This window comes from Oxalicibacterium solurbis (genome assembly GCF_014635845.1).
GTDB classification, from domain to species: domain Bacteria; phylum Pseudomonadota; class Gammaproteobacteria; order Burkholderiales; family Burkholderiaceae_D; genus Oxalicibacterium; species Oxalicibacterium solurbis.
In genome coordinates, this window is sequence record NZ_BMDP01000004.1 from 23,268 (window position 1) to 49,027 (window position 25,760).

Sequence of the window (25,760 nt, forward strand, 5' to 3'; positions counted from 1 at the left end):
TATCGAAAAGCCGCCAGGTTCGCGCCTGGCGGCTTTTTTATCTTTCAAACCGGATTTTGACGGATGGAAACATCCTGAAAAGTTCGGCTGTTAGAATGTGGAAACGCGTATGTAGTAGCGTATGCAATGGCATACGGCAAGGCGATACGTGTCTTTATTAGTGGGAAAGAACATGATCAAGGTTGGCATTGTTGGCGGTACGGGTTATACGGGCGTGGAACTGCTGCGGATTCTCTCCACGCATCCGCAAGTGCAATTGACGGCGATTACGTCGCGCAAGGAAGACGGCATGCCGGTGGCGGACATGTTTCCGTCGTTGCGCGGTCGCGTGAACCTCGCTTTTTCATCGCCGGACAATGCCAAACTGACGGAATGCGATGTGGTGTTCTTCGCCACGCCGCATGGTGTGGCGATGGCACAAGCACGCGAACTGTTGGCTGCCGGCGTCAAGGTGATCGATCTGGCCGCCGACTTTCGCCTGCAGGACATCGATGCCTTCGAGAAGTGGTACAAGATGCCGCACGGCTGTCCGGACCTGCTGAAGGAGGCCGCTTACGGTCTGGTCGAACTGAATCGCGAGGCGATCAAAAAGGCGCGCATCGTCGGTAATCCCGGTTGCTACCCAACCACGATGCAACTCGGTTTCGCACCGCTGCTGAAGGCTGGCGTGATCGATGCGACGCATCTGATTGCCGATTGCAAATCGGGCGTATCCGGCGCCGGCCGCAAGGCCGAAGTGGCGACGCTGTTTTCCGAAGCCGGCGACAACTTCAAGGCCTATGGTGTTTCCGGCCATCGCCATTTGCCGGAAACGCTGGAGCGCCTGTCGGATATGGCCAAGGGCAAGGTCGGCCTGATCTTCACGCCGCACCTGACGCCGATGATCCGCGGCATGCACTCGACCTTGTATGCGCGTTTGACGACGGAGGTCGACAATGCCGGCCTGCAAAAGCTGTACGAAGACATGTATGCGAACGAACCATTCGTCGATGTGATGCCGTTCGGCTCGCATCCGGAAACGCGTTCGACGCGCGCCTCCAACATGCTGCGCATTGCGCTGCATCGTCCGGATAACGGCGATACTGTCGTCGTGCTGGTGGTGCAGGACAATCTGGTCAAGGGCGCATCCGGCCAGGCGGTGCAGTGCATGAACCTGATGTTCGGACTGGACGAGACGACCGGTCTGATGCACGTGCCGGTGCTGCCGTAAGGCCCGAACTGATGGCCCGCAAGCAGCCCAAGCCGGTATTCAAGTCGCTGCAGCGCAAGCGGTGGCTGCAGCGCTGGTCGGTCGCCGCACCGCGGATGACGATCAGGAATCATCTGCCATGGCCGCTGCGTGCCGTGTTCATCGCCATCGTGGTCGGGCTGGGCGGTGCGATTGCGATGTGGGCCTACGATACCGGCCGCAATTTCACCGGCTTCAATCCGGGCGCGACCAAGGCGCAATTAACATCATTGCGCGAGCAGTTGCAGCAGGTAACCACTGAGCGTGATCGTTATCAGGCGACGGTGAATGCGGCGGAAAGCCGCTTGAACATCGAGCATGCCTTCCAGGCACAACTGACCGAGCAGATCAAGTCGCTGCAGGACGAGAACGGCAAGCTGAAGGATGACTTGTCTTTCTTTGAGGGATTGTTGCCGGCTGGTGCGCACGGTGTGGCCATCCGCAGTTTCAGGGTGGAAAAAGTGGATCCGAGGCAATTGCGCTACCGCTTGTTGTTAATGCAAGGCGGCAGAACGACAGTCAACGATTTCGTCGGCAATTACCAGCTTGTTCTGACGCTGTTCCAGAACGGCAAAAATGCTATGATGACCCTCCCGAAACCGGAGGTGGCAGCATCCTACAAGCTGTCGTTCAAGCATTATCAACGCGTCGAAGGTGTGCTCGACATTCCAGAGGGCGCGACCGTCAAGTCAGTTCAGGTAAAGGTTCTTGAAAAAGGCGCCGTACGCGCGCAGCAATCCGAAAATCTGTAAAGGAGCGTCATCATGTTTGGCCGTAAAACCAAAAGTACGATCGATAGCCTGATTGGCGCCGAAACGAAGATTTCCGGAAACGTGCATTTCAAGGGCGGTTTGCGGATCGACGGGCATGTGAAAGGCGATGTGATCGCCGATGCGGACGAAACGAGCATGCTGGTCATTTCCGAACATGCCAAGGTGGAAGGCGAGGTGCGCGTCGCGCATCTGCTGGTCAACGGCGAAATCATCGGTCCGGTTGTCTCGTCCGAACTGCTTGAATTGCAGCCGAAAGCCCGCATAACGGGTGATGTGTACTACAAGGCGCTGGAAATGCACGGCGGTGCAGTGGTTTCCGGCAAATTGACGCATGAAGCCTCGGATGAGCCGTTGCTGAAACTGGCGACCGTTCCCGCGCTGGCAGCCAGCAATACGTGAAATCCGGGCAGCGTCTATAATGGGAAGTAACGAATTCCAGCAGGAGTATGAAATGAATGCAATCGCAGAAATGCCAGCCCCGATCAACTTCAGCGACAGCGCTGCGGCCAAGGTGGCCGAACTGATCGAGGAAGAAGGCAATCCGGATCTGAAGCTGCGCGTTTTCGTGCAGGGGGGCGGATGCTCGGGCTTCCAGTACGGCTTCACGTTCGATGAAATCGTCAATGAAGACGATACGATGATGACGAAGAACGGCGTCCAGTTGCTGATCGATTCGATGAGCTACCAGTATCTGGTTGGCGCCGAGATCGACTACAAGGACGATCTGGAAGGTGCACAGTTCGTGATCAAGAATCCGAACGCGACGACAACTTGCGGTTGCGGTTCGTCGTTCTCCGCCTGACCGGTTTTTCGTTCCAATAAAAAAGCGCAGCTTCGGCTGCGCTTTTTGTTTGTGCGTCGACGTTTGCGTCGACTATCGTTCGGGCAGGTTCAGGCAGGATACAGCGCGCCCAGCACGCGCAAACCTTCCGCGCCGGTCACGGCCGGCATGTTGCCCGGTTCGCGTGCATCGAAGCGTTGCGCCAGCCAGGCGAAAGCCAGTGCCTCTATCTGGTTGGGCGGAATGCCGAGCGCGTCCGTCGATTCGACGACGATGTCCGGCCGGTGCAGCTTCAACGAGAAATAGATCAGCGTCATCAGATAGGTGTTGTAGGCGCCGCCGCCGCACACGTAGACGGCTTTGGTGTCCGGCGCATGCTGTTTGATCGCATCGGCGATCGTGGTGGCGGTGAACACGGTCAGCGTCGCCTGTACGTCGGCGCTGGCGATGCCGGGGAAAGCCTCGAGTTTCTCTGCCAGCCAGGCAGGATGAAACAGGTCGCGGCCAGTGCTCTTGGGCGGTGGAGCGGACAGAAACGCTTCGTCGCGTAATGTTGCCAGCAGTTCGGGATTGACCTTGCCGGTCTTCGCCCATTCGCCGCCGGCGTCGTACGGTTGCCCGTTGTGCTGTGCGATCCAGGCATCCAGCAGCACGTTGCCGGGGCCGGTGTCGAAACCGATGGCCGGTACGTTGAAGCGGCTTGGCAGTACGCTGATGTTGGCGATGCCGCCGATATTGACGACGACGCGATCTTCGTCGCGGCTGGAAAACATCGCGTAATGGAAGCCCGGCGCCAGCGGCGCACCTTGCCCGTGCGCGGCGATGTCGCGGCTGCGGAAATCGGCGATCACGTCGATGCCGGTCAGTTCGGCCAGCAGCGCAGGATTGTTGGTCTGCCGCGTATAGCCGGCATCGGGGCGATGGCGGATCGTCTGCCCGTGCACGCCGATGGCGGTGACCTGCTGCATCGAGGTTTGCGATTGCTGCAGCAGTGCCGCGACGCATTCGGCGTAATGTTCGACGAGCCGATTGGCGGCCAGTGCCTCGCGATGGATTTCGTCGACGCCGCTTTCCTGCAGGGCCATCAGTTCGGCGCGCAGATCGTCGGGAAAAGAAATATGTGCACTGGCGAGCGTATCGCGCAGCGTGCCGTCTTCACTGAATGCGGCGAGTGCGCCGTCGACGCCGTCAAGGCTGGTACCCGACATCAGGCCGATGTAGAGCGACACGTTGCCCGTATCGTTTTGTTGCGGGAAAAAAGACATGAAAAAAACCGTTCGTGCGATGGAAGAGCAGTCACTCTACACCAGACGAACGGTTGGCGGCCACCGCATCGATCGCGGCAGCGGAAAGAATTACTTTGCGGCCAGCTGCACGTTTTCGTTTTTCGGCGTCAGCAGTGCGAAGCGATGCGACATGTCCGATGCGACGGCGCGGAAGCGCTGCATCTGCGATGCGACCAGCGGCTGTGCATTCGGGATGTTGATCTTCAGCGGATCGCGCGGCACGTTGTTGACACGGAATTCATAGTGCAAATGCGGACCGGTTGCCCAGCCGGTCATGCCGACATAACCGATCAGATCGCCCTGCGAAACTTTCATGCCCTTGTGCATGCCTTTCGCAAAACGGCTCATGTGGCCGTAGACGGTCGAATAGTTGGACCAGTGCTTGATCATGATCACGTTGCCGTAGCCGCGTTGCTGGCCGACGAAGGTGATCGTGCCATCGCCGGAGGCGCGGATCGGCGTGCCGGTGGCTGCGGCGAAGTCCACGCCCTTGTGGGCTTTCCACTTCCCGGAAATCGGGTGGCGGCGCATCGAAAAGCCCGATGAAATACGCGTGAATTGCAGCGGCGACTTGAGGAAGGCTTTCTTCAGTGATTTGCCGTCGAAGCTGTAATAGCCGCCGCTCTTGCCCGGTTCATCGAACCAGACCGCCTGATAGGTCGACGGGCCGTTCATGAATTCGCCGGCCAGCACGCGGCCGGAATAGGCGAATTGGCCGTTCATCCAGAATGTTTCGTAGACGACATTGAAGCGGTCGCCGCGGCGCAGGTCGGAGCCGAAGTCGATGTCGGTCGAAAACATGTCGACGATCTGCATGGCGACGTTGTCGGGAATCTGCGCAGCGTCGGTGGCGGCGAACAGCGACGAGCGAATGGTGCCGGTACGCATTTCGACGCGGCGTTCCAGCACGCCCGGCGTGTCGGTCGAGGAGAACTTGTCGCCGTCGCGCGTGATGACGATGTTGCGCACCGTGCCGTCGCGGCTGTCCATGACCGTGCTGCTGAGGCGGGTCAGTTCGCCATTCTGGTCGGTCTGAGCCTGCACGCGCTTGCCGGCCTTCAGGCTCAGCAGGTTGCGGGCGGTAGGATCGGATTTGATGAAGCTGACGGCATCGTTGTCGTCGACGCCGAGGCGATCGAGCAGCGTGCCCAGCGTATCGCCGTAGCGCACGCGCTCTTCGTTGATGTAGTGCTGGCTGCTTTCGTCCAGTGTCGCGATCTGTTCGGACAGTTGCGGAAGCTGCAATTCGCGCGTGATGGACTTGATCGGCAGATCGTCCGCATCGGGCGCCATCGGGGCGACGCCGGCTGCGCCGAAGGCACACAGGGCCAGGAGCAATGCAGAGGCGGAAACGATGCGGGTTTTACGCGATGAACCGAGAAGTAGCTTCTTTCCTGCTGAGGCGGCGCTCAGGAATCTGTTCAATGTCAACATGCAATAAGTTAAAATCAGCCGCTTGTCGGTTTCTATCTTGTTGCTTTTATCAGATTCGGGACGGCAAGGTTAAATAAAGGATTTTGCAGATTTAAATAAACGGGCATTGTACCGGCTTCTGCTTTTCCTACATCCCTTTTTCCCCGCTTTTTCTCTTTTTCTTACAATTTTTCTCGACATGGACGTTTCATCTTCCTCCAGTGCAGCTGCACTTCCGCTTTCTGATTCCGTGCAGGAGGCCCTGGCAGTCGCGAAACGCGGCGTCGAGGAGCTGCTGATCGAATCCGAGTTCGCGCAGAAACTGGCGCGCTCCGAGCAGAGCGGCAAGCCGTTGCGCATCAAGCTCGGCCTGGACCCGACCGCACCGGATTTGCACCTGGGACACACGGTCGTTCTCAACAAGCTGCGCCAGTTGCAGGATCTGGGGCATCAGGTGATTTTCCTGATCGGCGACTTCACGTCGATGATCGGCGATCCGTCGGGCCGCAATGCCACGCGACCGCCGTTGACCAGAGAGCAAATCGAGGAGAACGCGAAGACCTATTTCGCGCAGGCAAGCCTGGTACTCGATCCGCAGCGCACCGAGATTCGCTACAACTCCGAATGGTGCGATCCGCTGGGCGCGCGCGGCATGATCGAGCTGGCCGCCAAGTACACGGTGGCGCGCATCCTCGAGCGCGAGGATTTCACCAAACGTTTCCATTCGAACACGCCGATCTCGCTGCACGAATTCCTGTACCCGCTGATGCAGGGCTATGACTCGGTTGCGCTGAAATCCGATCTGGAGCTCGGTGGCACTGACCAGAAGTTCAACCTGCTGGTCGGCCGTGAATTGCAGAAGAGCTACGGCCAGGAGCAGCAGTGCATCCTGACGATGCCGCTGCTGGAAGGCCTGGATGGCGTCGAGAAGATGTCGAAGTCGAAAGGCAATTACATCGGCATCACGGAACCGGCCAACACGATGTTCGCCAAGGTGATGAGCATTTCCGATGTGATGATGTGGCGCTATTACGAATTGCTGTCGTTCCGTTCGCTGAACGAGATCGCACAGTTTCGCAGCGAGATCGAAGGCGGTCGCAATCCGCGCGACATCAAGGTGCTGCTGGCGAAGGAAATCGTCGCGCGTTTCCATTCGGCACAGGCGGCTGATGGTGCGCTGGACGATTTCGTCAATCGCTCCAAGGGCGGCATTCCGGACGACATTCCGGAAGTCGCCTTATCCGGCGCGCCGCTCGGCATCGGCCAGTTGCTGAAGCAGGCCAATCTGTGCGCATCGACATCGGAAGCGCTGCGCATGGTCGAGCAGGGCGGCGTGCGCATCGACGGCGCCGTCATCAGCGACAAGGCCTTGAAAGTGGAAACCGGCACTTGCGTGGTGCAGGTCGGCAAGCGCAAGTTTGCGCGCGTCACGCTGGCATGACGCTGGTGTGGCGCCGGTATAACGTCGTTTTGATTGTGCCTGTCAGAACATGATTGCGCTGCTGCAGCGGGTAACGCAGGCACGCGTCGATGTCGGCGGCGAAGCCGTCGGCAAGATTGGCGCGGGTTTGATGGTGCTGCTTTGCGCCGAGCGCGGCGATACCGAAAGGGAAGCGGCCGCGCTGCTGAAGAAACTGTTGTCGTATCGCGTCTTCGCCGACGATGCAGGCAGGATGAACCGCAGCATCGCCGACATCGGCGGCGGCCTGCTGCTGGTGCCGCAGTTCACGCTGGCGGCCGATACGCGTTCCGGCACACGTCCTTCGTTCACGCCGGCTGCGCCGCCGGACGAAGCATGTGCGTTGTTCGACCGTTTCGTCCAGCTGGCGCGCGAGACACATACGCATGCACTGGTCGCGACAGGCCGTTTCGGCGCCGACATGCAGGTCTCGCTGACCAACGACGGACCGGTGACATTCTGGCTGCAGATCCGGCCGGGCGAAGTTCGCCCCGGCTGATCGTTTGCCGCAATCCCGCTACAATGCGCCAACACCGAACGACGAGGACATGATGAAACTGTGGAGTGACTCTTTCAAGGACGGCGAGGCGATTCCCGGCGAATTCGCCTTCTGCGTCATCGATCCGGCAGCACATGTCGCCATGTCATCCAACCGCAATCCGCACCTGGCATGGAGCGATGCGCCGGCCGGCGTTCAATCCTATGCATTGATCGTGCATGACCCCGACGTGCCGTCGCGCGGCGACGACGTCAATCAGGAAGGCAAGACCGTGCCGGCCGATCTGCCGCGCGTCGACTTTTTCCACTGGACGCTGGTCGATATTCCATCGAACGTGAATGCGATCGCTGCCGGCACATTTTCCGATGGCGTCACGCCGCGCGGCAAGGCTGGTCCGGCCATCGCGGATTCGTCGATTCCCGACGCACGTCACGGCATCAACGACTACACCGGCTGGTTCTCGCAGGACAAGGATATGTCCGGCGACTACTTCGGCTACGACGGTCCGTGCCCGCCGTGGAATGATGCGATCGCGCATCGCTATACGTTCACGTTGTATGCGCTGGATATCGCTTCGCTGCCGGTGCATGGCCGCTTCAACGGTGTTCAGGCACGCGCAGCCATCGCCGGCCACGTGCTGGCCGAGGCATCGCTGACCGGCTGGTATTCATTGAACCCTTCCGTACCTGCAACGGGAAAAAAAGCGTGATCGAACTGCTGCTGATCCGCCACGGCGAGACCGAGTGGAATGTCGAGAAGCGCCTGCAAGGCCATCGCGATATCACGCTCAATCGCGAAGGATTGCGTCAGGCGCTGGCACTGGGCCGCTGTCTGCTCGACGAGCCGATCGATGCCATCTATTCCAGCGATCTGCAGCGCGCGTTGCATACGGCGCAGGCGATCGCCGTGCCGCGCGGCATGGATGTGCTGCTGGAAAAAGGATTGCGCGAGCGCTGCTTCGGCGCTTTTGAAGGGCTGGTTCATCCCGAGATCAATGCACGTTATCCGGATGACTACGCTGCCTGGCAACGGCGTGATGTCGATGCCCGCTATCCGAGCGGCGAATTCCATGCGGAAACGTTGCGCGAATTCATGCAGCGCACACTGGATTGCATCGAACGTCTGGCGAATCATCCCGGCCGCAAGCGCATCGTGCTCGTCACCCACGGCGGCGTGCTGGATGCCGTCTATCGTCGCGCGACCGGCATGGCAAGCGAACTGCCGCGCGATTTCGATGTGCTGAACGCCAGCATCAATCGTGTCAGCTGGGATGGCCGCGATTTTCGCATCATCAAATGGGCAGACGTTTCGCATCTGGCCAATGCGTCGCTCGACGAGATCGACCATCTGCAATAGCTTTCCCCATCAGTACCCGTAAATAACAAGCAAGCAAAGCAGTAAACCGAAGAAACAGGCGCCGCCAATTCGGCAATTGGCGACAAAGCATTGCCGTGCAGGCAACGTTTGCCTATTTTTTACGCAACACGACTCGGCAGTGCGAACGGATGCGGCTAAAATAGCCGCTTTTCCCCAATCCTTCCGAGATAGCAGCGCACGTGAAGATCGGTCCGTATTCCCTGGCGAACAATGTCTTCGTCGCTCCGATGGCAGGGGTGACGGATAGGCCTTTCCGCCAGTTGTGCAAGCAGCTTGGCGCCGGATATGCGGTGTCGGAAATGGCAGCATCGAATCCGCGCCTGTGGGCATCGGAAAAATCCGCGCGTCGCATCAACCACGAAGGCGAGATGGAACCGAAGGCGGTACAGATCGCCGGCGCCGATCCGACGATGCTGGCCGAGTGCGCAAAATTCAACGTTGCGCGCGGCGCGCAGATCATCGACATCAACATGGGCTGCCCGGTCAAGAAGGTCTGCAATGCCTGGTGCGGTTCGGCGCTGCTACAGCACGAGGCGCTGGTGGCGCAGATTCTGGAAGCAGTCGTCGCTGCGGTCGACGTGCCGGTCACGCTGAAATTCCGCACCGGCTGGGATCGCGCACACAAGAATGCGCTGCAGATTGCGCGCATCGCCGAGCAGAGCGGCATCGCGATGCTGACGCTGCATGGCCGCACGCGTGCCGACGGCTACAGCGGCGAGGCGGAATACGAGACGATTGCAGCGGTGAAGGCTGCCGTGTCGATTCCCGTCGTTGCCAACGGCGACATCACGACGCCGGAAAAGGCGCAGTACGTATTGCAACAGACCGGCGCCGATGCCGTGATGATCGGTCGCGCGGCGCAGGGCCGTCCGTGGATATTCCGCGAGATCGACCATTACCTGCGCACCGGTGCGCATCTGCCTTCGCCGCAAATAACGGAAGTGAAGATGCTGATGCACGAGCATCTGCGCGCGCATTACGCGTTCTATGGCGATTATCTCGGCGTGCGTACCGCGCGCAAGCATATCGGCTGGTATGTGCGCGACCTGGAAGGCGGCGAAGTATTCCGCCAGCAGATGAACCGCATCGAGGATTGCGCGGCGCAGCTGGACGCGGTCGACGCCTTCTTCGAATTGCAGGCGGCACAGGGTGAGCGGTTACAATATCGGCCTGCTGAAGAAAAGCTGGCCGCCTGACTGCAGGGCAAGCTGAAGACATTCCATTCCGGCCCTGCGGCCAGCAAAGAAGTGCGAGCAACGATCAAATGAGCAAAGACAATATCCAGGACGTCGTCAGAAAAAGCCTTGAGAAATATTTCAGGGATCTGGGCGAACAGAAGCCGTCGAACGTCTACGACATGGTGATCTTCACCGTCGAGCGCCCGATTCTCGAGGCAGTGATGGCGCGCGCCGACGGCAACCAGTCGCATGCGGCGGAAATGCTGGGCATCAATCGCAACACGTTGCGCAAGAAACTGCAGGAACACGATCTGCTGTAACCAATCCGCCTTCCCGCGCACGCTCCGGGGAAGGCGAATAACGCAAGAATTCCGGTGGCGTGCGCAATGTGCATGACATGTTCATGACATTCTTCCGCCAGTGCTCTTGCGTTATTCATCAATCCGACATTCATCATGATCAAACAAGCTCTCATTTCTGTTTCCGACAAGACAGGTGTGCTGGATTTCGCACGTGCGCTGTCGGGCATGGGCGTGCATATCCTGTCCACCGGCGGCACTGCGAAACTGCTGGCTGAAAACGGTATCCAGGTCACCGAAGTGGCCGATTACACGGGCTTCCCGGAAATGCTGGATGGCCGCGTGAAGACGCTGCATCCGAAGGTGCATGGCGGCATCCTGGCGCGCCGCGATTTTCCGGAGCACGTCGCCGCGTTGCAGCAGCACGGCATCCCGACGATCGACATGGTGGTTGTCAACCTGTATCCGTTCCAGCAGACGATTGCACGCGAGCACTGCTCGCTGGAGGACGCGATCGAGAATATCGACATCGGCGGCCCGGCGATGCTGCGTTCGTCGGCAAAGAATCACAAGGACGTCACCGTCATCTGCGATCCGACCGATTATGCGCAGGTGCTGGCCGAAATGAAGGCGCATAACGGCGAAGTGACGTTCGAAACCAAGTTTGCATTGGCGAAGAAAGTGTTTGCGCACACCGCGCAATACGATGGCGCGATCACCAACTATTTCACGTCGCTCGGCAGCGACAAGCAGCACGCGACGCGCAGTTCTTATCCGGCTACGCTGAACCTGCATTTCGACAAGGTGCAGGAAATGCGTTACGGCGAGAATCCGCATCAGTCGGCCGCCTTCTACCGTGAAACCAATCCGCAGGCAGGTGCGCTGGCCAATTACACGCAGTTGCAGGGCAAGGAACTGTCGTACAACAACATTGCCGATGCCGATGCTGCGTGGGAATGCGTGAAGACATTCGACGAAGCAGCCTGCGTCATCATCAAGCATGCGAATCCGTGCGGTGTCGCCATCGGCATGACACCGCTGGAGGCCTACAGCAAGGCATTGCAGACCGATCCGACGTCAGCCTTCGGCGGCATCATCGCGTTCAATCGTGAACTTGACGGCAATGCAGCGGAAGCGGTCGCCAAGCAGTTCGTCGAAGTGCTGATCGCGCCGTCGTTCAGCGAGCAGGCGAAGAAAGTATTTTCCGGCAAGCAGAACGTGCGCCTGCTGGAAATCCCGTTGGGCGATGCGGTCAACCGCTATGACCTGAAGCGTGTCGGCGGCGGCCTGCTGGTGCAGTCGCCGGATGCGAAAAACGTCGCGCTGGCCGAACTGAAAGTGGTGACGAAGAAACAGCCGACGCCACAGCAACTGCAGGAACTGATGTTCGCGTGGCGCGTCGCCAAGTTCGTCAAGTCGAATGCCATCGTGTTCTGCAAGGACGGCATGACGATGGGCGTCGGTGCCGGCCAGATGAGCCGCATCGATTCGGCGCGCATCGCATCGATCAAGGCGATGAATGCCGGCCTGTCGCTGGTCGGCACGGCGGTGGCGTCGGATGCTTTCTTCCCGTTTCGTGACGGTCTCGACGTTGTCGTCGAAGCAGGTGCGACCGCGGTCATCCATCCGGGCGGCTCGATGCGCGACCAGGAAGTCGTCGACGCGGCTGATGAACATGGCATCGTGATGGTGCTGACCGGCACGCGCCACTTCCGCCACTGATCGTTGCAAATTACCCGAACAGGAGAGCGTCCGCTATGATGTGGGCGTTCTCCTTTTCATTTGTGCTTCCATGAAAATCCTCGGCATCGATCCCGGTCTGCGTACCACGGGTTTCGGCGTGATCCACAAGCAGGGCAACAAGCTCAGCTACATCGCGTCGGGCACGATCAAGACCGCCGAGGCGGATCTGCCGCAACGGCTGAAGACCATCCTCGGTGGCGTCGCCGAAATCATCGCAACGTATCGGCCGGATTGTGCGGCCATCGAGAAAGTCTTCGTCAACGTCAACCCGCAATCGACGCTGCTGCTGGGGCAGGCGCGCGGTGCGGCGATCTGTGCGCTGGTCAATGCGGATCTGCTGGTGGCTGAATACACGGCGCTGCAGGTCAAGCAGGCTGTCGCCGGTCATGGCAAGGCACAGAAGGCACAGGTGCAGGACATGGTGCAACGATTGCTGCAACTGCCGGGTTTGCCCGGCACCGATGCTGCCGATGCATTGGGTGTGGCGATCTGCCATGCGCATAGCGGCGATGCATTGTCGTCGCTCGGTGCACTGGCGCCGGAACTGGCGAAGAAAGGCTTGCGCGTGCGCGGCGGCCGTCTGGTCGGCTGATGTTTGCTTCGGACGGCTTCACTATCATTTCTGTTTTCATTCCCGTTTTTCATTCAAGGTCATCGCAATGATTGGTCGTCTTTCCGGAATCCTGCTGGAAAAAAATCCGCCGCAACTGCTGGTCGATTGCAACGGTGTCGGCTACGAGGTCAACGTGCCGATGAGCACGTTCTACAACCTGCCGGGTCTCAACGAAAAGGTTGCGTTGCTGACGCATCTGGTGGTGCGCGAGGATGCGCACATCCTGTTCGGTTTCGGCACGAGCGAGGAGCGCAATACCTTCAAGGAACTGATCAAGATCAGCGGCATCGGTGCGCGCACCGCGCTGTCCATCCTGTCCGGCATGTCGGTGGCTGATCTGGCGCAAGCAGTCACCCTGCAGGAAGCGGGACGGCTGACCAAGGTGCCGGGCATTGGCAAGAAGACCGCCGAGCGCCTGCTGCTGGAGTTGAAGGGCAAGCTGGGTGCCGATATCGGCGCAACCGGCGGCGCGGCTGCGGCAAGCGATACCTCGTCCGATGTGCTGAACGCGCTGCTGGCGCTCGGCTATTCCGACAAGGAAGCCCTGCTGGCGCTGAAGCAGGTACCGGCCGGTAGCAGCGTATCCGACGGTATCAAGCTGGCGCTGAAGGCGCTCTCCAAGGCTTGATCAAGGTCTGATTCGTAGTTGAGCTGCCACTGATTCGAAGACCAGCCGCGCTACAATGCAGCCATGAGCATCCAGACCGACGATTTCAGCGAACAGCGCATCATTGCGGCCACGCCCGCGTCTCCGAACGAGGAGGCGATCGAGCGCGCGCTGCGTCCCAAACAGCTCGACGAATACGTCGGCCAGGAAAAGGCGCGCGGGCAACTGGAAATCTTCATCGCCGCCGCACGTCAGCGCCGAGAAGCGCTGGACCATACCTTATTGTTCGGCCCGCCGGGTTTGGGCAAGACCACGCTGGCGCACATCATCGCGCGTGAGATGGGCGTCAACCTGCGGCAAACTTCCGGTCCGGTGCTGGAACGCGCCGGCGATCTCGCGGCACTGCTGACCAATCTCGAAGCCAACGACGTGCTGTTCATCGACGAAATTCACCGGTTGTCGCCGGTCGTCGAGGAAATCCTGTATCCGGCGCTGGAGGATTACCAGATCGACATCATGATCGGCGAAGGTCCGGCCGCACGTTCGGTGCGGCTCGACCTGCAGCCGTTCACACTGGTCGGCGCGACCACGCGTGCCGGCATGCTGACCAATCCGTTGCGCGACCGTTTCGGCATTGTTGCGCGTCTCGAGTTCTACACGCCGACCGAACTGGCGAAGATCGTCTCGCGTAGCGCCGCGCTATTGAATGCGACGATCGACGACGACGGCGCCTTCGAGATCGCGCGCCGCAGCCGCGGCACGCCGCGCATCGCCAACCGCCTGCTGCGCCGCGTGCGCGACTACGCGGAAGTGAAGGGCAGCGGCCGCATCACGAAGGAAATGGCCGATGCCGCGCTGGTCATGCTGGACGTCGATCCGGTCGGCTTCGACGTGATGGACCGCAAGCTGCTGGAAGCCGTGCTGTTCAAGTTCAATGGCGGTCCGGTCGGTCTCGACAATCTGGCGGCGGCGATCGGCGAGGAGCGCGACACGATCGAGGATGTGCTCGAACCCTACCTGATCCAGCAGGGTTTCCTGCAGCGCACGCCACGTGGGCGTATTGCCACGCAAGTGGCCTACCAGCATTTCGGCGTGGTAGTGCCGCAGACCGGTCCGAACGGCGATCTGTGGAACAACGCATAGCTGCTGTCTTCCCGCACTTTCTTCCCGTAGACATTGCAGGCGGCTGCCTTCGGCGCCGCTCTGTTTGCTTGAGCTGCCGGCGCCTTGCCTGCAATCTCGCCCGGGAAATTACGCCCGCAATTTATTTCATCGGCAACAAGGATTTCGTCGAACGAATGTGTCTTTGACGCAATCCAAGCTTGTGCAAAAATGTTGCGTCGGTGACAATCGATTACCCATTCCCGCGAGAACCCGCCATGCTGATGTCCACCCAAGCCAACCGATATGCGCATCAGTTGCTGACGGCGCGTGCAGATGCAAGGCAGATCCCCTGCCTGACGCGGGATGCGCAACTGTCGGTGGACGACGGTTACGACATCGCCAGGCGCATCGCCGACCTGCGCATTGCGCAAGGCGAAACGCCGGTGGGCCGCAAGATCGCGTTCGCCAACCGCAAGACCTCGTCGAACTACGGCGCGCGCGAGCCGATCAATGCGCCGGTCTGGGCCTATATCTATGACGCGACCGTCCGTTATTCGGACAACAATCACGGCCTGCAGAGCCTCAAGGGCGCCGTGCAGCCGCGCATTGCGCCGGAAATCGTCTTCAAGCTCGGCAGTGCGCCCAAGGCGAACGCGACGGTGGAAGACATTGCAGATTGCATCGAATGGATGACGCATGGTTTCGAACTGGCGGTCTGTCCGTTTCCCGGCTGGAAATTCGAGGCCGCCGATGCGGTGGCCGCATTCGGCCTGCATGGTTCGCTGATCCTGGGCGAGCCGCACATGCTGTCGGCCGGCACGCGCCGCCATCTGGGAGATATTCTGACCAATGTCAGCGTTTCGCTTTCATATAGCGACGGCGAGGAAACCACGCTGCACAGCGCCGGCTTCGGCAGCAATGTGCTGGACAGTCCGGTGCATGCGGTCTGGCATCTGCATCAGATGCTGAAGACACAGCCGCAATTTCCGTCGCTGGCGGCCGGCGAACTCATCGCTACCGGCACGCTGACCGATGCCTATCCGATCAAGGCAGGGCAGACGTGGTCGACCGCATTTTCCGGTGTGGCATTGCCGGGATTGACGCTTTCCTTTGTCTGATCTTCCGTCTGATTTTTTCAGGAATAAAAAAGGGCGACCATCCGGTCGCCCTTTTTGTTTCGCTACGCGCTCTCAGGCAGCTGCCCGATAGTCGAGGGCGGTATGCGCAGCCGACGCGCTGTTGTCCGGCAGTGCTGCATGGCGTGTGGTGGACACCGCCGTGCCGTGTGCATCGACCCTGAACACGCTGACAACCTGCGCCAGGCTGTCGGCCTGATCGCGCAGCGATTGCGATGCGGCAGCGGCTTCCTCGACCAGCGCGGCGTTCTGCTGCGTGACCTGATCCATCTGGCTGATTGCCGTGTTGACCTGCTCGATGCCGGAACTCTGTTCCTGACTGGCCGCCATGATCTCGTTCATGATATCGGTCACATGGCGGATGCTGGCAACCACGTCGTCCATCGTCCTGCCGGCTTCGGTCACCAGCTTGCTGCCGGCGTCGACGTTGTTGACCGAATCGTCGATCAGCGTCTTGATTTCCTTTGCAGCCGTGGCCGAACGTTGTGCGAGACTGCGCACCTCGCCGGCGACGACCGCGAAGCCGCGCCCCTGTTCGCCGGCACGTGCTGCTTCAACTGCCGCATTCAAGGCAAGAATGTTGGTCTGGAATGCGATGCCGTCGATGACGCTGATGATGTCGATGATCTTGCGTGACGAGCCGTCGATCGCCCCCATCGTGGTAATCATTTCCTTGACGACGGCGCCGCCACGTGCGGCGACTTCGGAAGCGGAGACGGCCAGCTGATTGGCCTGTTGCGCATTCTCGGCATTCTGCTTGACGGTAGACGTCAGCTCTTCCATCGAAGAGGCGGTTTCTTCCAGCGATGCAGCCTGCTGTTCGGTGCGGGAAGAAAGATCGAGATTGCCGCTGGCGATTTCGGCCGATGCGTTGTTGATGAAATCGGTGCCGGACTTGACGTCGATGACGATCTTCTTCAGGCCGTTGTTCATCGTACCCAGCGCACGCATCAGATCGCCCAGTTCATCGCGCGATGGCTTGCCGATATCGGCGGTCAGGTCGCCATCCGCAGCACGGCGGGCAACGTTGATCGCTACCTTCAGCGGATGCGTGATGCTGCGTGTGATCGCGAAGGCGCAGGCTGCACCCAGCAGCACCATCAGCACACCCAGCGCCACCATCAGATTCCAGCTGCGTTGATTTGCGGCGGCGATGTCCGCGGAAATGCTGTCGATTTCCTTGCGCTGGACGGACAGGAATTCCTTCACCTTGTCCTGGTAGGCATTGGCGGCAGGCATGAAGACCTGGCTGAAGACGCGTTCGGCTTCGGCCTTGTCGCCGGAAGTCTTCGCTTTCATGATGTCTTCCTTCGCACGCTGGTAGATCTTGCGTTGCGTGACGACCTGGTCGAGCAACTGGCGTTCCTTGTCGGTGGAAAGCAGCGCTTCCAGGCGCTTCAGCAGCGCCGAACCCTGCTTGGTGCTGTCGGCGATCACATCGGCAAAGACATCGGACAACGTCTCGTCGGTACTTTTGGCGATCATTGCGGTACGCGCGATCGCCGAATAGATGAAGACGTACCAGTCGGAGATGATGCGTTCCTTGGCCAGTGGTTTTTCCATCATCAGGCGGGTCGCTTCGGCACTCTGTCGCATCTGATAGAGGGCGAAACCGGTGGAGGCGACGGAAAGCGCCAATACAAGGATGAAACTGATGGCGAGACGGGTACCGATTCTGACATTCGACAGGAAGCTCATGAAAGGTCTCTCGAAATAATGATGATTCTGGGGAGGGGATAACAGCGATTGTTTCTGCATGGAAAGTCTAAGGGAAAGCCGATTGCCTGCGCGAAATATGTGCATCGTCTGTCGCGCGGATGCGTCATTGTTTTCAGGCCGCCAATGCCGATTACTCAAGACCTTGCCGGAACGGCACCGGAACCTTCGCCGCGCAATCGCAATCCCATTAGCAAGACGGCCATGTTTAACGTTTTCATGACACGACATCGATAGAACGAGACAGGCGAGGAGACATGAACGATCCTGCAGGACTTTCCGCATCACAGTCGATATTGCAGTCGACAGCGCAGCCGGCCTCGCCACCCATACTGCCGCCGGTCATCGACGACGATCCGTGGCCGTTGACGGTTGCCACCTACAACATCCACAGCGCTGTCGGCACCGACGGACGTTTCGATCCGCAACGCATTGCCGGCGTGCTGACGGAGATGGAAGCCGACGTGATCGCGCTGCAGGAAGTGCCGCTGGGCGGCAGCCGATACGGCGATATCCTGCCGCTGCTGCAAGAGGCGACGGGGTTTCATGCGGTCGAAGGCGCGGTGCGCGATACGCCGCGCAGCCGTTACGGCAATGCGGTGTTGAGCCGCTATCCGGTGAAGGCGTCGCGCCGGCTGGACCTGTCGTTCGGCAGCCGCGAATCGCGCGGTGCGCTCGATGCCGACATCGACGTCAACGGCAATCCGCTGCGCATCGTCGCCACGCACCTGGGTTTGCGTCCGGCGGAGCGCCGCGATCAGATCGATCGCTTGCTGAAGGTCTTCGATACCGAACGCATGCCGGTGATCCTGATGGGCGATATCAACGAATGGTTCGTCTGGGGCCGTTGCCTGCGACGATTGATCACGCATTTCGATGCAGTGCCGTCGGTCCGCACTTTCCCGTCACGCTATCCGGTCTTTGCGCTGGATCGCATCTGGATCAGCCCGCGCCATCGCCTGTTGCGCATCAATGTGCATGCGACGCCATTGGCGAAGAAAGCATCCGACCATTTGCCGCTGATTGCGCATATCGACGGTTGAACGCCGTCATGCAGGCGTTACCGGAGCAGGCATAAAAAAAGCGCAGGCTTGCGGCCTGCGCTTTTTCGGTGATGCGTTATTACAGTTGTTCTACAGTTTCGAAAACTGTTCGCGCAGTTTCTCCAGCGTTGCCGAGAAGCTGGCGACGCGCTCCTTCTCTTGTGCAACCACTTGCGCCGGCGCGCGCGCGACGAAGCTTTCGTTGGCGAGCTTGGTGTTGGCCTTGGTGATCTCGCCTTCGAGACGCGTGATTTCCTTCGTCAGGCGTTCGCGTTCGGCAGCGACGTCGATCTCGACCTTCAGCATCAGCTTCGTCGTGCCGACGATGGAAACCGGCGCCGGCGATTCCGGCAGTCTAGTCACGACCTGCACTTCCGACAGCTTGGCCAGCGATTGCAGGTAAGGTGCGAAACCCTGCAGGCGTTCGGTGTGCGTTTCATCCGCTGCTTCCATGATCAGCGGCACGCGCTGCGCGGGCGACAGCTGCATCTCGCCGCGCAGGTTGCGGCAGGCATCGGTCAGCGATTTCAGTTCGGCCATCCATTGTTCGGCCGTTTCGTCGATCTTGCCCGGCTGCGCTTCCGGATACTTCTGCAGCATGATGGTGTCGCCGGCCGGGTTCAGTTTCAGGCCGGTCAGCGGCGCAACGGTTTGCCACAGTTGTTCGGTGATGAACGGGATGATCGGATGCGCAAGACGCAGGATGGTTTCCAGCACGCGCAGCAAGGTACGGCGCGTGGCGCGCTGCTGCGCTTCGGTGCCGGTCTGGATCTGCACCTTGGCGACTTCCAGATACCAGTCGCAGTATTCGTCCCAGATGAACTGGTAGATTGCCGTGGCGATGTTGTCGAAGCGGTAGTCGGCAAAGCCTTTAGCGACTTCGGCTTCCACGCGCTGCAGCAGCGACACGATCCAGAAGTCGGCCTGCGAGAAATCGGTGTAACCGCCCGGTTCACAGTCGCCGGGACCGCAAGGCGCATCGCGGAAGCCGCAGTCGTGGCCTTCGCAGTTCATCAGCACGAAGCGCGTCGCGTTCCATAGCTTGTTGCAGAAATTGCGATAGCCTTCGCAGCGGCCGAGGTCGAAGTTGATGTTGCGGCCCAGCGATGCGTAGCTCGCCATCGTGAAGCGCAGTGCGTCGGTGCCATACGCATTGATGCCAGTGGCGAATTCCTTGCGCGTGGCTTTCTCGATGCTGGCTGCCTGCTTCGGATTCATCAGGCCGGCCGTGCGTTTGGCGGCGAGATCGTCGACGCTGATGCCGTCGATCAGATCGATCGGATCCAGCGTGTTGCCTTTCGACTTCGACATCTTCTGGCCGCTGGAATCGCGTACCAGGCCATGCACGTAGACCGTCTTGAACGGCACCTTGCCGGTGAAGTGCGCGGTCATCATGACCATGCGCGCGACCCAGAAGAAGATGATGTCGAAGCCGGTGACCAGCACCGACGACGGCAGGAAGGCGTTGAAGTCCGGGGTTTCTTCCGGCCAGCCGAGCGTGGAGAACGGCACCAGCGCCGACGAGAACCACGTATCGAGCACGTCGTCGTCGCGCTTCAGCGCGCCGCTGTAGCCGGCGGCAGCGGCCTTGGTCTTCGCCTCGGCTTCGTCGTGTGCGACGTAGTAGTTGCCCTGGTCGTCGTACCACGCCGGGATCTGATGGCCCCACCACAGCTGGCGCGAGATGCACCAGTCCTGGATGTTGTTCAGCCACTGGTTGTAGGTGGTGGTCCAGTTTTCCGGCACGAACCTGATCTCGCCGTTCGCGACTTTTTCCAGCGCGACTTCGGCGATCGATTTGCCCGGATTGAAAGTTCCTTCAGGCGCGGGCTTGCTCATCGCGACGAACCATTGATCCGTCAGCATCGGTTCGATGACGACGCCGGTACGGTCGCCGCGCGGCACCATCAGCTTGTGCGGCTTGACGGATTCCAGCAGGCCTTGCGCTTCGAGGTCGGCGACGATCTGCTTGCGCGCGACGTAGCGATCCATGCCTTGATAGGCGACAGGTGCGTTGTCGTTGATCTTGGCGTCCAGCGTCAGGATGCTGATCTTGTCGAGGCTGTGGCGTTGGCCGACGGCGTAATCGTTGAAGTCATGCGCCGGTGTGATCTTCACGCAGCCGGTGCCGAAATTCTTGTCGACGTATTCGTCGGCGATCAGCGGGATCGTGCGATTGCACAGCGGCAGCGTCAATTGCTTGCCGACCAGCGCCTGGTAGCGTTCGTCGGTCGGATCGATTGCAACGGCGACGTCGCCCAGCATCGTTTCCGGACGCGTGGTGGCGACCACGATGAAGTTGCGTTCTTCCCATTCGGTCGCCTTGCCTTCTTCATCGAACGCGACCGGGAATTTGTAGCTGGAACCGTCCGCCAGCGGATAGCGGATGTTCCACATGTGACCGTCTTCCTCTTCCGAAACCACTTCCAGATCGGATACTGCCGTGCCCAGCACCGGGTCCCAGTTCACGAGGCGCTTGCCGCGATAGATCAGCCCTTGTTCGACCAGACGCACGAAGACTTCGGTGACGACCTTGGAACGTGGTTCGTCCATCGTGAAGTATTCGCGGCTCCAGTCGGCGGAGGCGCCGATGCGGCGCATCTGGCCGGTGATGGTGGAGCCGGATTTTTCCTTCCACTCCCAGACCTTCTCCAGAAATTTCTCGCGGCCGAGGTCGTGGCGCGAAATCTTCTGTGCATCGAGCTGGCGTTCGACGACGATCTGCGTCGCGATGCCGGCGTGGTCGGTGCCTGGAATCCATGCGGTGTTGTAGCCGCGCATGCGGTAGTAGCGCGTCAGGCCGTCCATGATGGTCTGGTTGAAGGCGTGGCCCATGTGCAGCGTGCCGGTGACGTTCGGCGGTGGCAGCTGGATGGCGAACGACGGCTTGGCCGGATCGACGGACGCGGTGAAATATCCGCGCTTTTCCCATTCCGCGCGCCAGAAGGTTTCAATGTCGGCGGGGTCGAAGGACTTGGCTAATTCCATGGCTTGAGCAGGTTGGAGGAGCAAAACCCGTCATTATATAGAGGTCGCTGCGCTGCCGGCGGGCAGCGGCTGCCATGCGTGCCGATGTTGCCAGATTGGCACGCGATATGGTCGAATGCGCTTTCTTTCATTTTTTCCGGAATTCGACATGCGCCTGATCCTCGCCATCCTTCTTCCCTGGCTGCAATTCTTCACGATCGGCCGTCCGTTCGCCGGCATCGTCTGCCTGATCCTGCAACTGACGCTGATCGGCTGGATTCCGGCCGCGATCTGGTCGGTGTATGCGCTGAGCCAGTACAAGACCGATCGCAAGATCGAGAAAGCCCTGCAGCAGCGCTGAAACGCCGACTGCCGCTGATGTCAGCCGCCCCGGATGAAAAGCCCGTGCGGCTTATAATCCGGGGATGCAGAATCTCCTCCACAATCTCAATCCCGAACAACTCGCCGCCGTCACGCTTCCCGCGCAATCCGCATTGATCCTGGCCGGCGCCGGATCGGGCAAGACGCGCGTGCTGACGACGCGCATCGCGTGGCTGATCCAGACCGGGCAGGTCTCGCCCGGCGGCGTGCTGGCCGTGACCTTCACCAACAAGGCGGCCAAGGAAATGATGACGCGGCTGTCGGCGATGCTGCCGATCAACACGCGCGGCATGTGGATCGGCACCTTCCACGGATTGTGCAACCGGCTGCTGCGCGCGCACCATCGCGATGCGGCGTTGCCGCAGACCTTCCAGATTCTCGATTCGCAGGACCAGCTGTCGGCGATCAAGCGCCTGCTGAAGGCGAACAACATCGACGACGAGAAATATCCGCCACGCAACCTGATGTACTTCATCAACAACGCGAAAGACAGCGGACTGCGCGCGCACCAGATCGAAGCCTTCGACGACTACAACCGCCGCATGGTGGAACTGTACGAGCTGTACGACCAGCAATGCCAGCGCGAAGGCGTGGTTGATTTCGCCGAACTGCTGTTGCGCACCTACGAACTGCTGAGTCGCAACCAGCCGCTGCGCGAGCATTACCAGAATCGTTTCCGCCACATCCTCGTCGACGAATTCCAGGATACGAACAACCTGCAGTACAACTGGCTGAAGTTGATGGCCGGTGAGCATAACGCGATCTTCGCGGTTGGCGACGACGACCAGAGCATTTATGCATTCCGCGGCGCGAACGTCGGCAACATGATCGCGTTCGAGCGCGAGTTCAAGGTCGAAAACCTGATCAAGCTGGAGCAGAACTATCGCTCGCACGGCCACATCCTCGACACCGCCAATGCGCTGATCTCGTTCAATCAGAATCGCCTCGGCAAGAACCTGCATACCGACGCCGGCCACGGCGAGCCGGTGCGCATCTACGAAGCGACCAGCGATCTGCAGGAAGCGCAGTGGATCATCGAGGAAGCCAAGAGCCTGATCGCCGAAGGCAGTATGCGCAACGAGATCGCGATCCTGTATCGCTCGAATGCGCAGTCGCGCGTGATCGAGCATGCGTTGTTCTCGGCCGGCATTCCGTATCGCGTGTACGGCGGCCAGCGCTTCTTCGAGCGCGCCGAGATCAAGCATGCGATCGCCTATCTGCAACTGATGGACAACCCGCACAACGATTCGGCTTTCCTGCGCGTGGTGAATTTTCCGACACGCGGCATCGGTGCGCGCTCGCTCGAACAGTTGCAGGATGCGGCGAAGCAATATGGCGTGTCGCTGTATGCAGCCGTGCCTTACATCACCGGCAAGGCCGGCACGTCGCTTGGTGCTTTCGTCAAGCTGATCGAAGGCGCACGTTTCGAGACGCAAAACCTGCCGTTGCCGGAAATGGTGCAGGTCGTGCTGGATGCCAGCGGTTTGATGACGCACTACCGGAACGAGAAAGAAGGCGCGGATCGCATCGAGAACCTGGAGCAACTGGTCAGCGCGGCGACCTTGTTCGTATCGGAAGAAGGATTCGGCCTCGATGCACCGGCCTTGCTCGGCCCGCAAAGCCAGGCCAGCGCCGGGCCGGCCATCGTCACCGAAGACGGCATCGAAGTGATCGATGCCGATGCGCCGCTGGTGACGGTGATGTCGCCGCTATCGGCTTTCCTCGCGCATGCGTCGCTGGAAGCCGGCGACAACCAGGCGCAGGCCGGACAGGATGCCTTGCAACTGATGACCGTGCATTCGGCCAAAGGTCTGGAATTCGACGCGGTTTTCATCACCGGCCTCGAAGAGGGATTGTTCCCGCACGAGAATTCGCAGAAGGAAGAGGGCGGTGTCGAGGAAGAGCGGCGGTTGATGTACGTCGCGATCACGCGCGCACGCCGGCGTCTGTACATCAGCTTCTCGCAGACGCGCATGCTGCACGGCCAGACACGCTACAACATGAAGTCGCGCTTCTTCGACGAGATGCCGGAAGAATCACTGAAATGGCTGTCGCCAAAAGTGCAGCAGCATCACTGGTTCGCCAATCCGAAATCGGCATGGGACGATGCGCCGGCAATCGACAATCGCATCGCGCAGAGTATCGGTAGAAAAGATGTCGGCTGGCGTATCGGCGAAGCGGTCGCGCATGCGAAATTCGGCGAGGGCGTGATCGTCAATATCGAAGGCAGCGGCGGCAGTGCGCGCGCCCATATCAACTTCGGCAGGCACGGTATGAAGCTGCTCGATCTCAGCGTGGCGAAACTGGACAGGATTGCCGGCTGAGCGCCGGCTGTGCCTGCAGGCTTTGTCGTTTATTCGCCTGGCAGCGGCTCCGGCGGTTCGCCGAACAGCTGCGTATAGGTCGGATAGAACGAGCAGTACATGATGACCGTGATCACCATCGAGATCGGCAGCAGGATGAAAACAGCCGCGCCCGGCATGCCAAGCAGCGCGCCGACGATGGAACTGATGAAGGCTGGCAGGATCATGCCGATGCCGACCCACGCCAGCCCGAACACGGCAAACGCCATGCCGGCACGCTTGACCGCGAAGAAGCTGTAGAAGATCGCCTTGCTCAAGCCCATTCCCTGCCAGCTGATCAGCGGCGCCGCATACCAGAAGGCCATCGCGGCCGGGATGTAGACCAGCGCGGCGAAGACCATCGCCGACGTCATGTTGGAATCGCGCACCAGATCGGCATCGACGGTCAGGCGGCCGGTGATGGCCTGCCAGAAGACGCCGCCGTCGATCAGGCTGGATGCAAACGCGGCAATCGTCGCCGCAAACAGATACAGACCGCCGAGCTTGAACAGCGTGCCGACCGCCGGCGAACGGAAGCCGGCCAGCAGCAGGTTGGGATAGACGCGCTTGCCGCGCTTCACATACACGCAGGCGTGCATGAACGTCATTGAAAACAGCGGCACCAGTACCAGCGGCAGCAGTTGCCCGACGATTGGCACGATACCGACGGCCAGCATCAGGAACAAATAGCCGAAGAACAGCGTCGACAGTTCAGCCGGGCGCTTGCTGAAAATCTGGAAGCCTTCCTTGACCCACAGCCAGCCGGTCTTTGCAGGGAGTTTGTCCATTATCCGTTCTGATCGAAAAGAGGCGGCGGCACATCGGCGATGCGCAACCGCAGGATACGTTCGAAATGCGCGGGGTCGTGCGGTGTCAGCATCTCGGCCTCGCGCGGCAGGTGGAAATCATACAGCCGCGACAGCCAGAAGCGCAGCGCACCGGCGCGCAGCATGGTCTGCCATCCCTGTTGCTCGGCAGCGGTGAAGGGACGTTCGCGGTGATAGGCGTCCAGCATCGCACGCGCACGGGCGATGTCGAGTCGGCCGGTATGCAGGTCGATGCACCAGTCGTTGACGGTGACGGCGACGTCGAACAGCCAGGTATCGCAGCCGGCAAAATAGAAATCGAAGAAGCCGGTCAGCCGGTCGCCGTCGAACATCACGTTGTTGCGGAACAGGTCGGCGTGGATCGGGCCGGCCTGCAATTCGCGATACGTGTCCGACACGGCGAACGCATTCTGGAATGCCAGTTCGGTCGTCAGCAATTGCTTGTTCGCTTCGGACAGATACGGCATGACGATCGGTGCGTTTTCGTTCCACCACGCGATGCCGCGCAAGTTCGGCTGCTGCATGGAAAAATCGCGCGCAGCCAGATGCATGCGCGCCAGCATCGCACCGACGGCAGCACAGTGCACCGGCTGCGGCGACAACTGGCAATCGCCGTGCAGCTTGGTGACGATGGAAGCCGGCTTGCCATGCAGCGTGTTGATGATGGCGCCATCGCGGTTTGGAATCGGCGCCGGCACCAGGATGCCGCGGTCCGCCAGATGGCGCATCAGGTTCAGGTAGAACGGCAGTTGCTCGAAAGTGAGTTTCTCGAACACGGTCAGCACGTATTCGCCGCTGTCGGTCGTGATGAAGAAATTGGTGTTTTCGATGCCGGACGAAATGCCGCGAATCGTGCGTGCGCGACCGAGATCGAACTGCGTGATCCACTGCGAGAGTTCGTCGAGGCTGACCGAGGTGAATACTGCCATGAATGAATCCGGAAATCTGTCGGGTCTGTAAGCAAAAAATAACGCACTTGCGTGCGTTA

24 protein-coding genes are annotated in these 25,760 nt (G+C 60.2%); 18 read left to right on the top strand and 6 right to left on the bottom strand.

What is annotated here, in order from left to right:
- Positions 1-172 precede the first annotated feature (172 nt).
- The 4 genes from argC to erpA are packed head-to-tail and all read left to right on the top strand — an operon-like array spanning position 173 to position 2,803.
- Positions 173-1,210 carry an N-acetyl-gamma-glutamyl-phosphate reductase gene (argC, locus tag IEV40_RS13035; RefSeq protein WP_188422743.1) on the top strand — a complete coding sequence of 346 codons (1,038 nt, stop codon included), beginning with the start codon at positions 173-175 and terminating at the stop codon, positions 1,208-1,210.
- Positions 1,211-1,221: 11 nt separating this feature from the next.
- Positions 1,222-1,980, top strand: a complete 759-nt coding sequence (locus tag IEV40_RS13040; protein WP_188422484.1) for a DUF6776 family protein — start codon at positions 1,222-1,224, stop codon at positions 1,978-1,980.
- Between the two features lie 12 nt (positions 1,981-1,992).
- Entirely contained in the window at positions 1,993-2,400 is a 408-nt protein-coding gene (locus IEV40_RS13045) for a bactofilin family protein (protein WP_188422486.1), read from the top strand.
- Positions 2,401-2,452: 52 nt separating this feature from the next.
- Positions 2,453-2,803, top strand: a complete 351-nt coding sequence (gene erpA, locus IEV40_RS13050) for an iron-sulfur cluster insertion protein ErpA (protein WP_188422488.1) — start codon at positions 2,453-2,455, stop codon at positions 2,801-2,803.
- A gap of 89 nt (positions 2,804-2,892) precedes the next feature.
- On the opposite strand, the gene IEV40_RS13055 is transcribed toward erpA, so the two are convergent.
- On the bottom strand, positions 2,893-4,047 hold the full coding sequence (locus IEV40_RS13055) for an anhydro-N-acetylmuramic acid kinase (RefSeq protein ID WP_188422490.1): 1,155 nt from the start codon (positions 4,045-4,047) through the stop codon (positions 2,893-2,895).
- A 90-nt stretch (positions 4,048-4,137) separates the two neighbouring features.
- Positions 4,138-5,502, bottom strand: a complete 1,365-nt coding sequence (locus tag IEV40_RS13060; RefSeq protein WP_188422492.1) for a M23 family metallopeptidase — start codon at positions 5,500-5,502, stop codon at positions 4,138-4,140.
- Positions 5,503-5,680: 178 nt separating this feature from the next.
- Here IEV40_RS13060 and tyrS point away from each other — a divergent pair, with 178 nt between their 5' ends.
- From tyrS to IEV40_RS13115, 11 genes are all read left to right on the top strand, one after another.
- Positions 5,681-6,922: a tyrosine--tRNA ligase gene (gene tyrS / locus IEV40_RS13065; protein WP_188422494.1), complete on the top strand. Its 1,242-nt coding sequence runs from the start codon at positions 5,681-5,683 to the stop codon at positions 6,920-6,922.
- 49 nt (positions 6,923-6,971) lie between these two features.
- A complete protein-coding gene (gene dtd / locus IEV40_RS13070; protein WP_188422496.1) occupies positions 6,972-7,439 on the top strand; it encodes a D-aminoacyl-tRNA deacylase in 468 nt (155 codons plus the stop codon).
- Between the two features lie 52 nt (positions 7,440-7,491).
- Positions 7,492-8,148: a YbhB/YbcL family Raf kinase inhibitor-like protein gene (locus IEV40_RS13075; RefSeq protein ID WP_188422744.1), complete on the top strand. Its 657-nt coding sequence runs from the start codon at positions 7,492-7,494 to the stop codon at positions 8,146-8,148.
- Positions 8,145-8,795, top strand: a complete 651-nt coding sequence (locus tag IEV40_RS13080; RefSeq protein WP_188422498.1) for a histidine phosphatase family protein — start codon at positions 8,145-8,147, stop codon at positions 8,793-8,795. The genes IEV40_RS13075 and IEV40_RS13080 overlap by 4 nt, the downstream gene beginning before the upstream one ends.
- Before the next feature lie 200 nt (positions 8,796-8,995).
- A complete protein-coding gene (gene dusB / locus IEV40_RS13085; RefSeq protein ID WP_188422501.1) occupies positions 8,996-10,012 on the top strand; it encodes a tRNA dihydrouridine synthase DusB in 1,017 nt (338 codons plus the stop codon).
- 68 nt (positions 10,013-10,080) lie between these two features.
- A complete protein-coding gene (locus tag IEV40_RS13090) occupies positions 10,081-10,314 on the top strand; it encodes a Fis family transcriptional regulator (protein ID WP_188422502.1) in 234 nt (77 codons plus the stop codon).
- A 135-nt stretch (positions 10,315-10,449) separates the two neighbouring features.
- Positions 10,450-12,015, top strand: a complete 1,566-nt coding sequence (gene purH, locus IEV40_RS13095; RefSeq protein WP_188422504.1) for a bifunctional phosphoribosylaminoimidazolecarboxamide formyltransferase/IMP cyclohydrolase — start codon at positions 10,450-10,452, stop codon at positions 12,013-12,015.
- Between the two features lie 70 nt (positions 12,016-12,085).
- Positions 12,086-12,628, top strand: coding sequence for a crossover junction endodeoxyribonuclease RuvC (ruvC, locus tag IEV40_RS13100; protein WP_188422506.1), 543 nt, complete (start codon positions 12,086-12,088; stop codon positions 12,626-12,628).
- 67 nt (positions 12,629-12,695) lie between these two features.
- Positions 12,696-13,277, top strand: a complete 582-nt coding sequence (ruvA, locus tag IEV40_RS13105) for a Holliday junction branch migration protein RuvA (protein ID WP_188422508.1) — start codon at positions 12,696-12,698, stop codon at positions 13,275-13,277.
- Positions 13,278-13,340: 63 nt separating this feature from the next.
- Complete coding sequence (gene ruvB, locus IEV40_RS13110) at positions 13,341-14,399, top strand: Holliday junction branch migration DNA helicase RuvB (protein WP_188422511.1); 1,059 nt, start codon at positions 13,341-13,343, stop codon at positions 14,397-14,399.
- Between the two features lie 236 nt (positions 14,400-14,635).
- Positions 14,636-15,478, top strand: coding sequence for a 2-keto-4-pentenoate hydratase (locus IEV40_RS13115; protein WP_188422513.1), 843 nt, complete (start codon positions 14,636-14,638; stop codon positions 15,476-15,478).
- A 72-nt stretch (positions 15,479-15,550) separates the two neighbouring features.
- Here the strand turns inward: IEV40_RS13115 and IEV40_RS13120 are convergent, their stop codons facing one another.
- On the bottom strand, positions 15,551-17,194 hold the full coding sequence (locus tag IEV40_RS13120) for a methyl-accepting chemotaxis protein (protein ID WP_188422515.1): 1,644 nt from the start codon (positions 17,192-17,194) through the stop codon (positions 15,551-15,553).
- Positions 17,195-17,469: 275 nt separating this feature from the next.
- Between IEV40_RS13120 and IEV40_RS13125 the strand changes: the two genes are divergently transcribed.
- Positions 17,470-18,255, top strand: coding sequence for an endonuclease/exonuclease/phosphatase family protein (locus IEV40_RS13125; RefSeq protein WP_188422517.1), 786 nt, complete (start codon positions 17,470-17,472; stop codon positions 18,253-18,255).
- A gap of 90 nt (positions 18,256-18,345) precedes the next feature.
- Here the strand turns inward: IEV40_RS13125 and IEV40_RS13130 are convergent, their stop codons facing one another.
- Entirely contained in the window at positions 18,346-21,243 is a 2,898-nt protein-coding gene (locus IEV40_RS13130) for a valine--tRNA ligase (RefSeq protein ID WP_188422519.1), read from the bottom strand.
- A gap of 148 nt (positions 21,244-21,391) precedes the next feature.
- Between IEV40_RS13130 and IEV40_RS13135 the strand changes: the two genes are divergently transcribed.
- Positions 21,392-21,583, top strand: a complete 192-nt coding sequence (locus IEV40_RS13135) for a YqaE/Pmp3 family membrane protein (RefSeq protein WP_188422521.1) — start codon at positions 21,392-21,394, stop codon at positions 21,581-21,583.
- A 64-nt stretch (positions 21,584-21,647) separates the two neighbouring features.
- The gene (locus IEV40_RS13140) at positions 21,648-23,927 is read left to right on the top strand and encodes a UvrD-helicase domain-containing protein (protein ID WP_188422524.1); all 2,280 of its coding nucleotides are present in this window, start codon (positions 21,648-21,650) and stop codon (positions 23,925-23,927) included.
- A 29-nt stretch (positions 23,928-23,956) separates the two neighbouring features.
- Here IEV40_RS13140 and IEV40_RS13145 read toward each other — a convergent pair whose 3' ends face one another.
- On the bottom strand, positions 23,957-24,733 hold the full coding sequence (locus IEV40_RS13145) for a BPSS1780 family membrane protein (protein ID WP_188422526.1): 777 nt from the start codon (positions 24,731-24,733) through the stop codon (positions 23,957-23,959).
- On the bottom strand, positions 24,733-25,701 hold the full coding sequence (locus IEV40_RS13150) for a homoserine kinase (protein ID WP_188422528.1): 969 nt from the start codon (positions 25,699-25,701) through the stop codon (positions 24,733-24,735). The genes IEV40_RS13145 and IEV40_RS13150 overlap by 1 nt, the downstream gene beginning before the upstream one ends.
- Between the last annotated feature and the right edge of the window lie 59 nt (positions 25,702-25,760).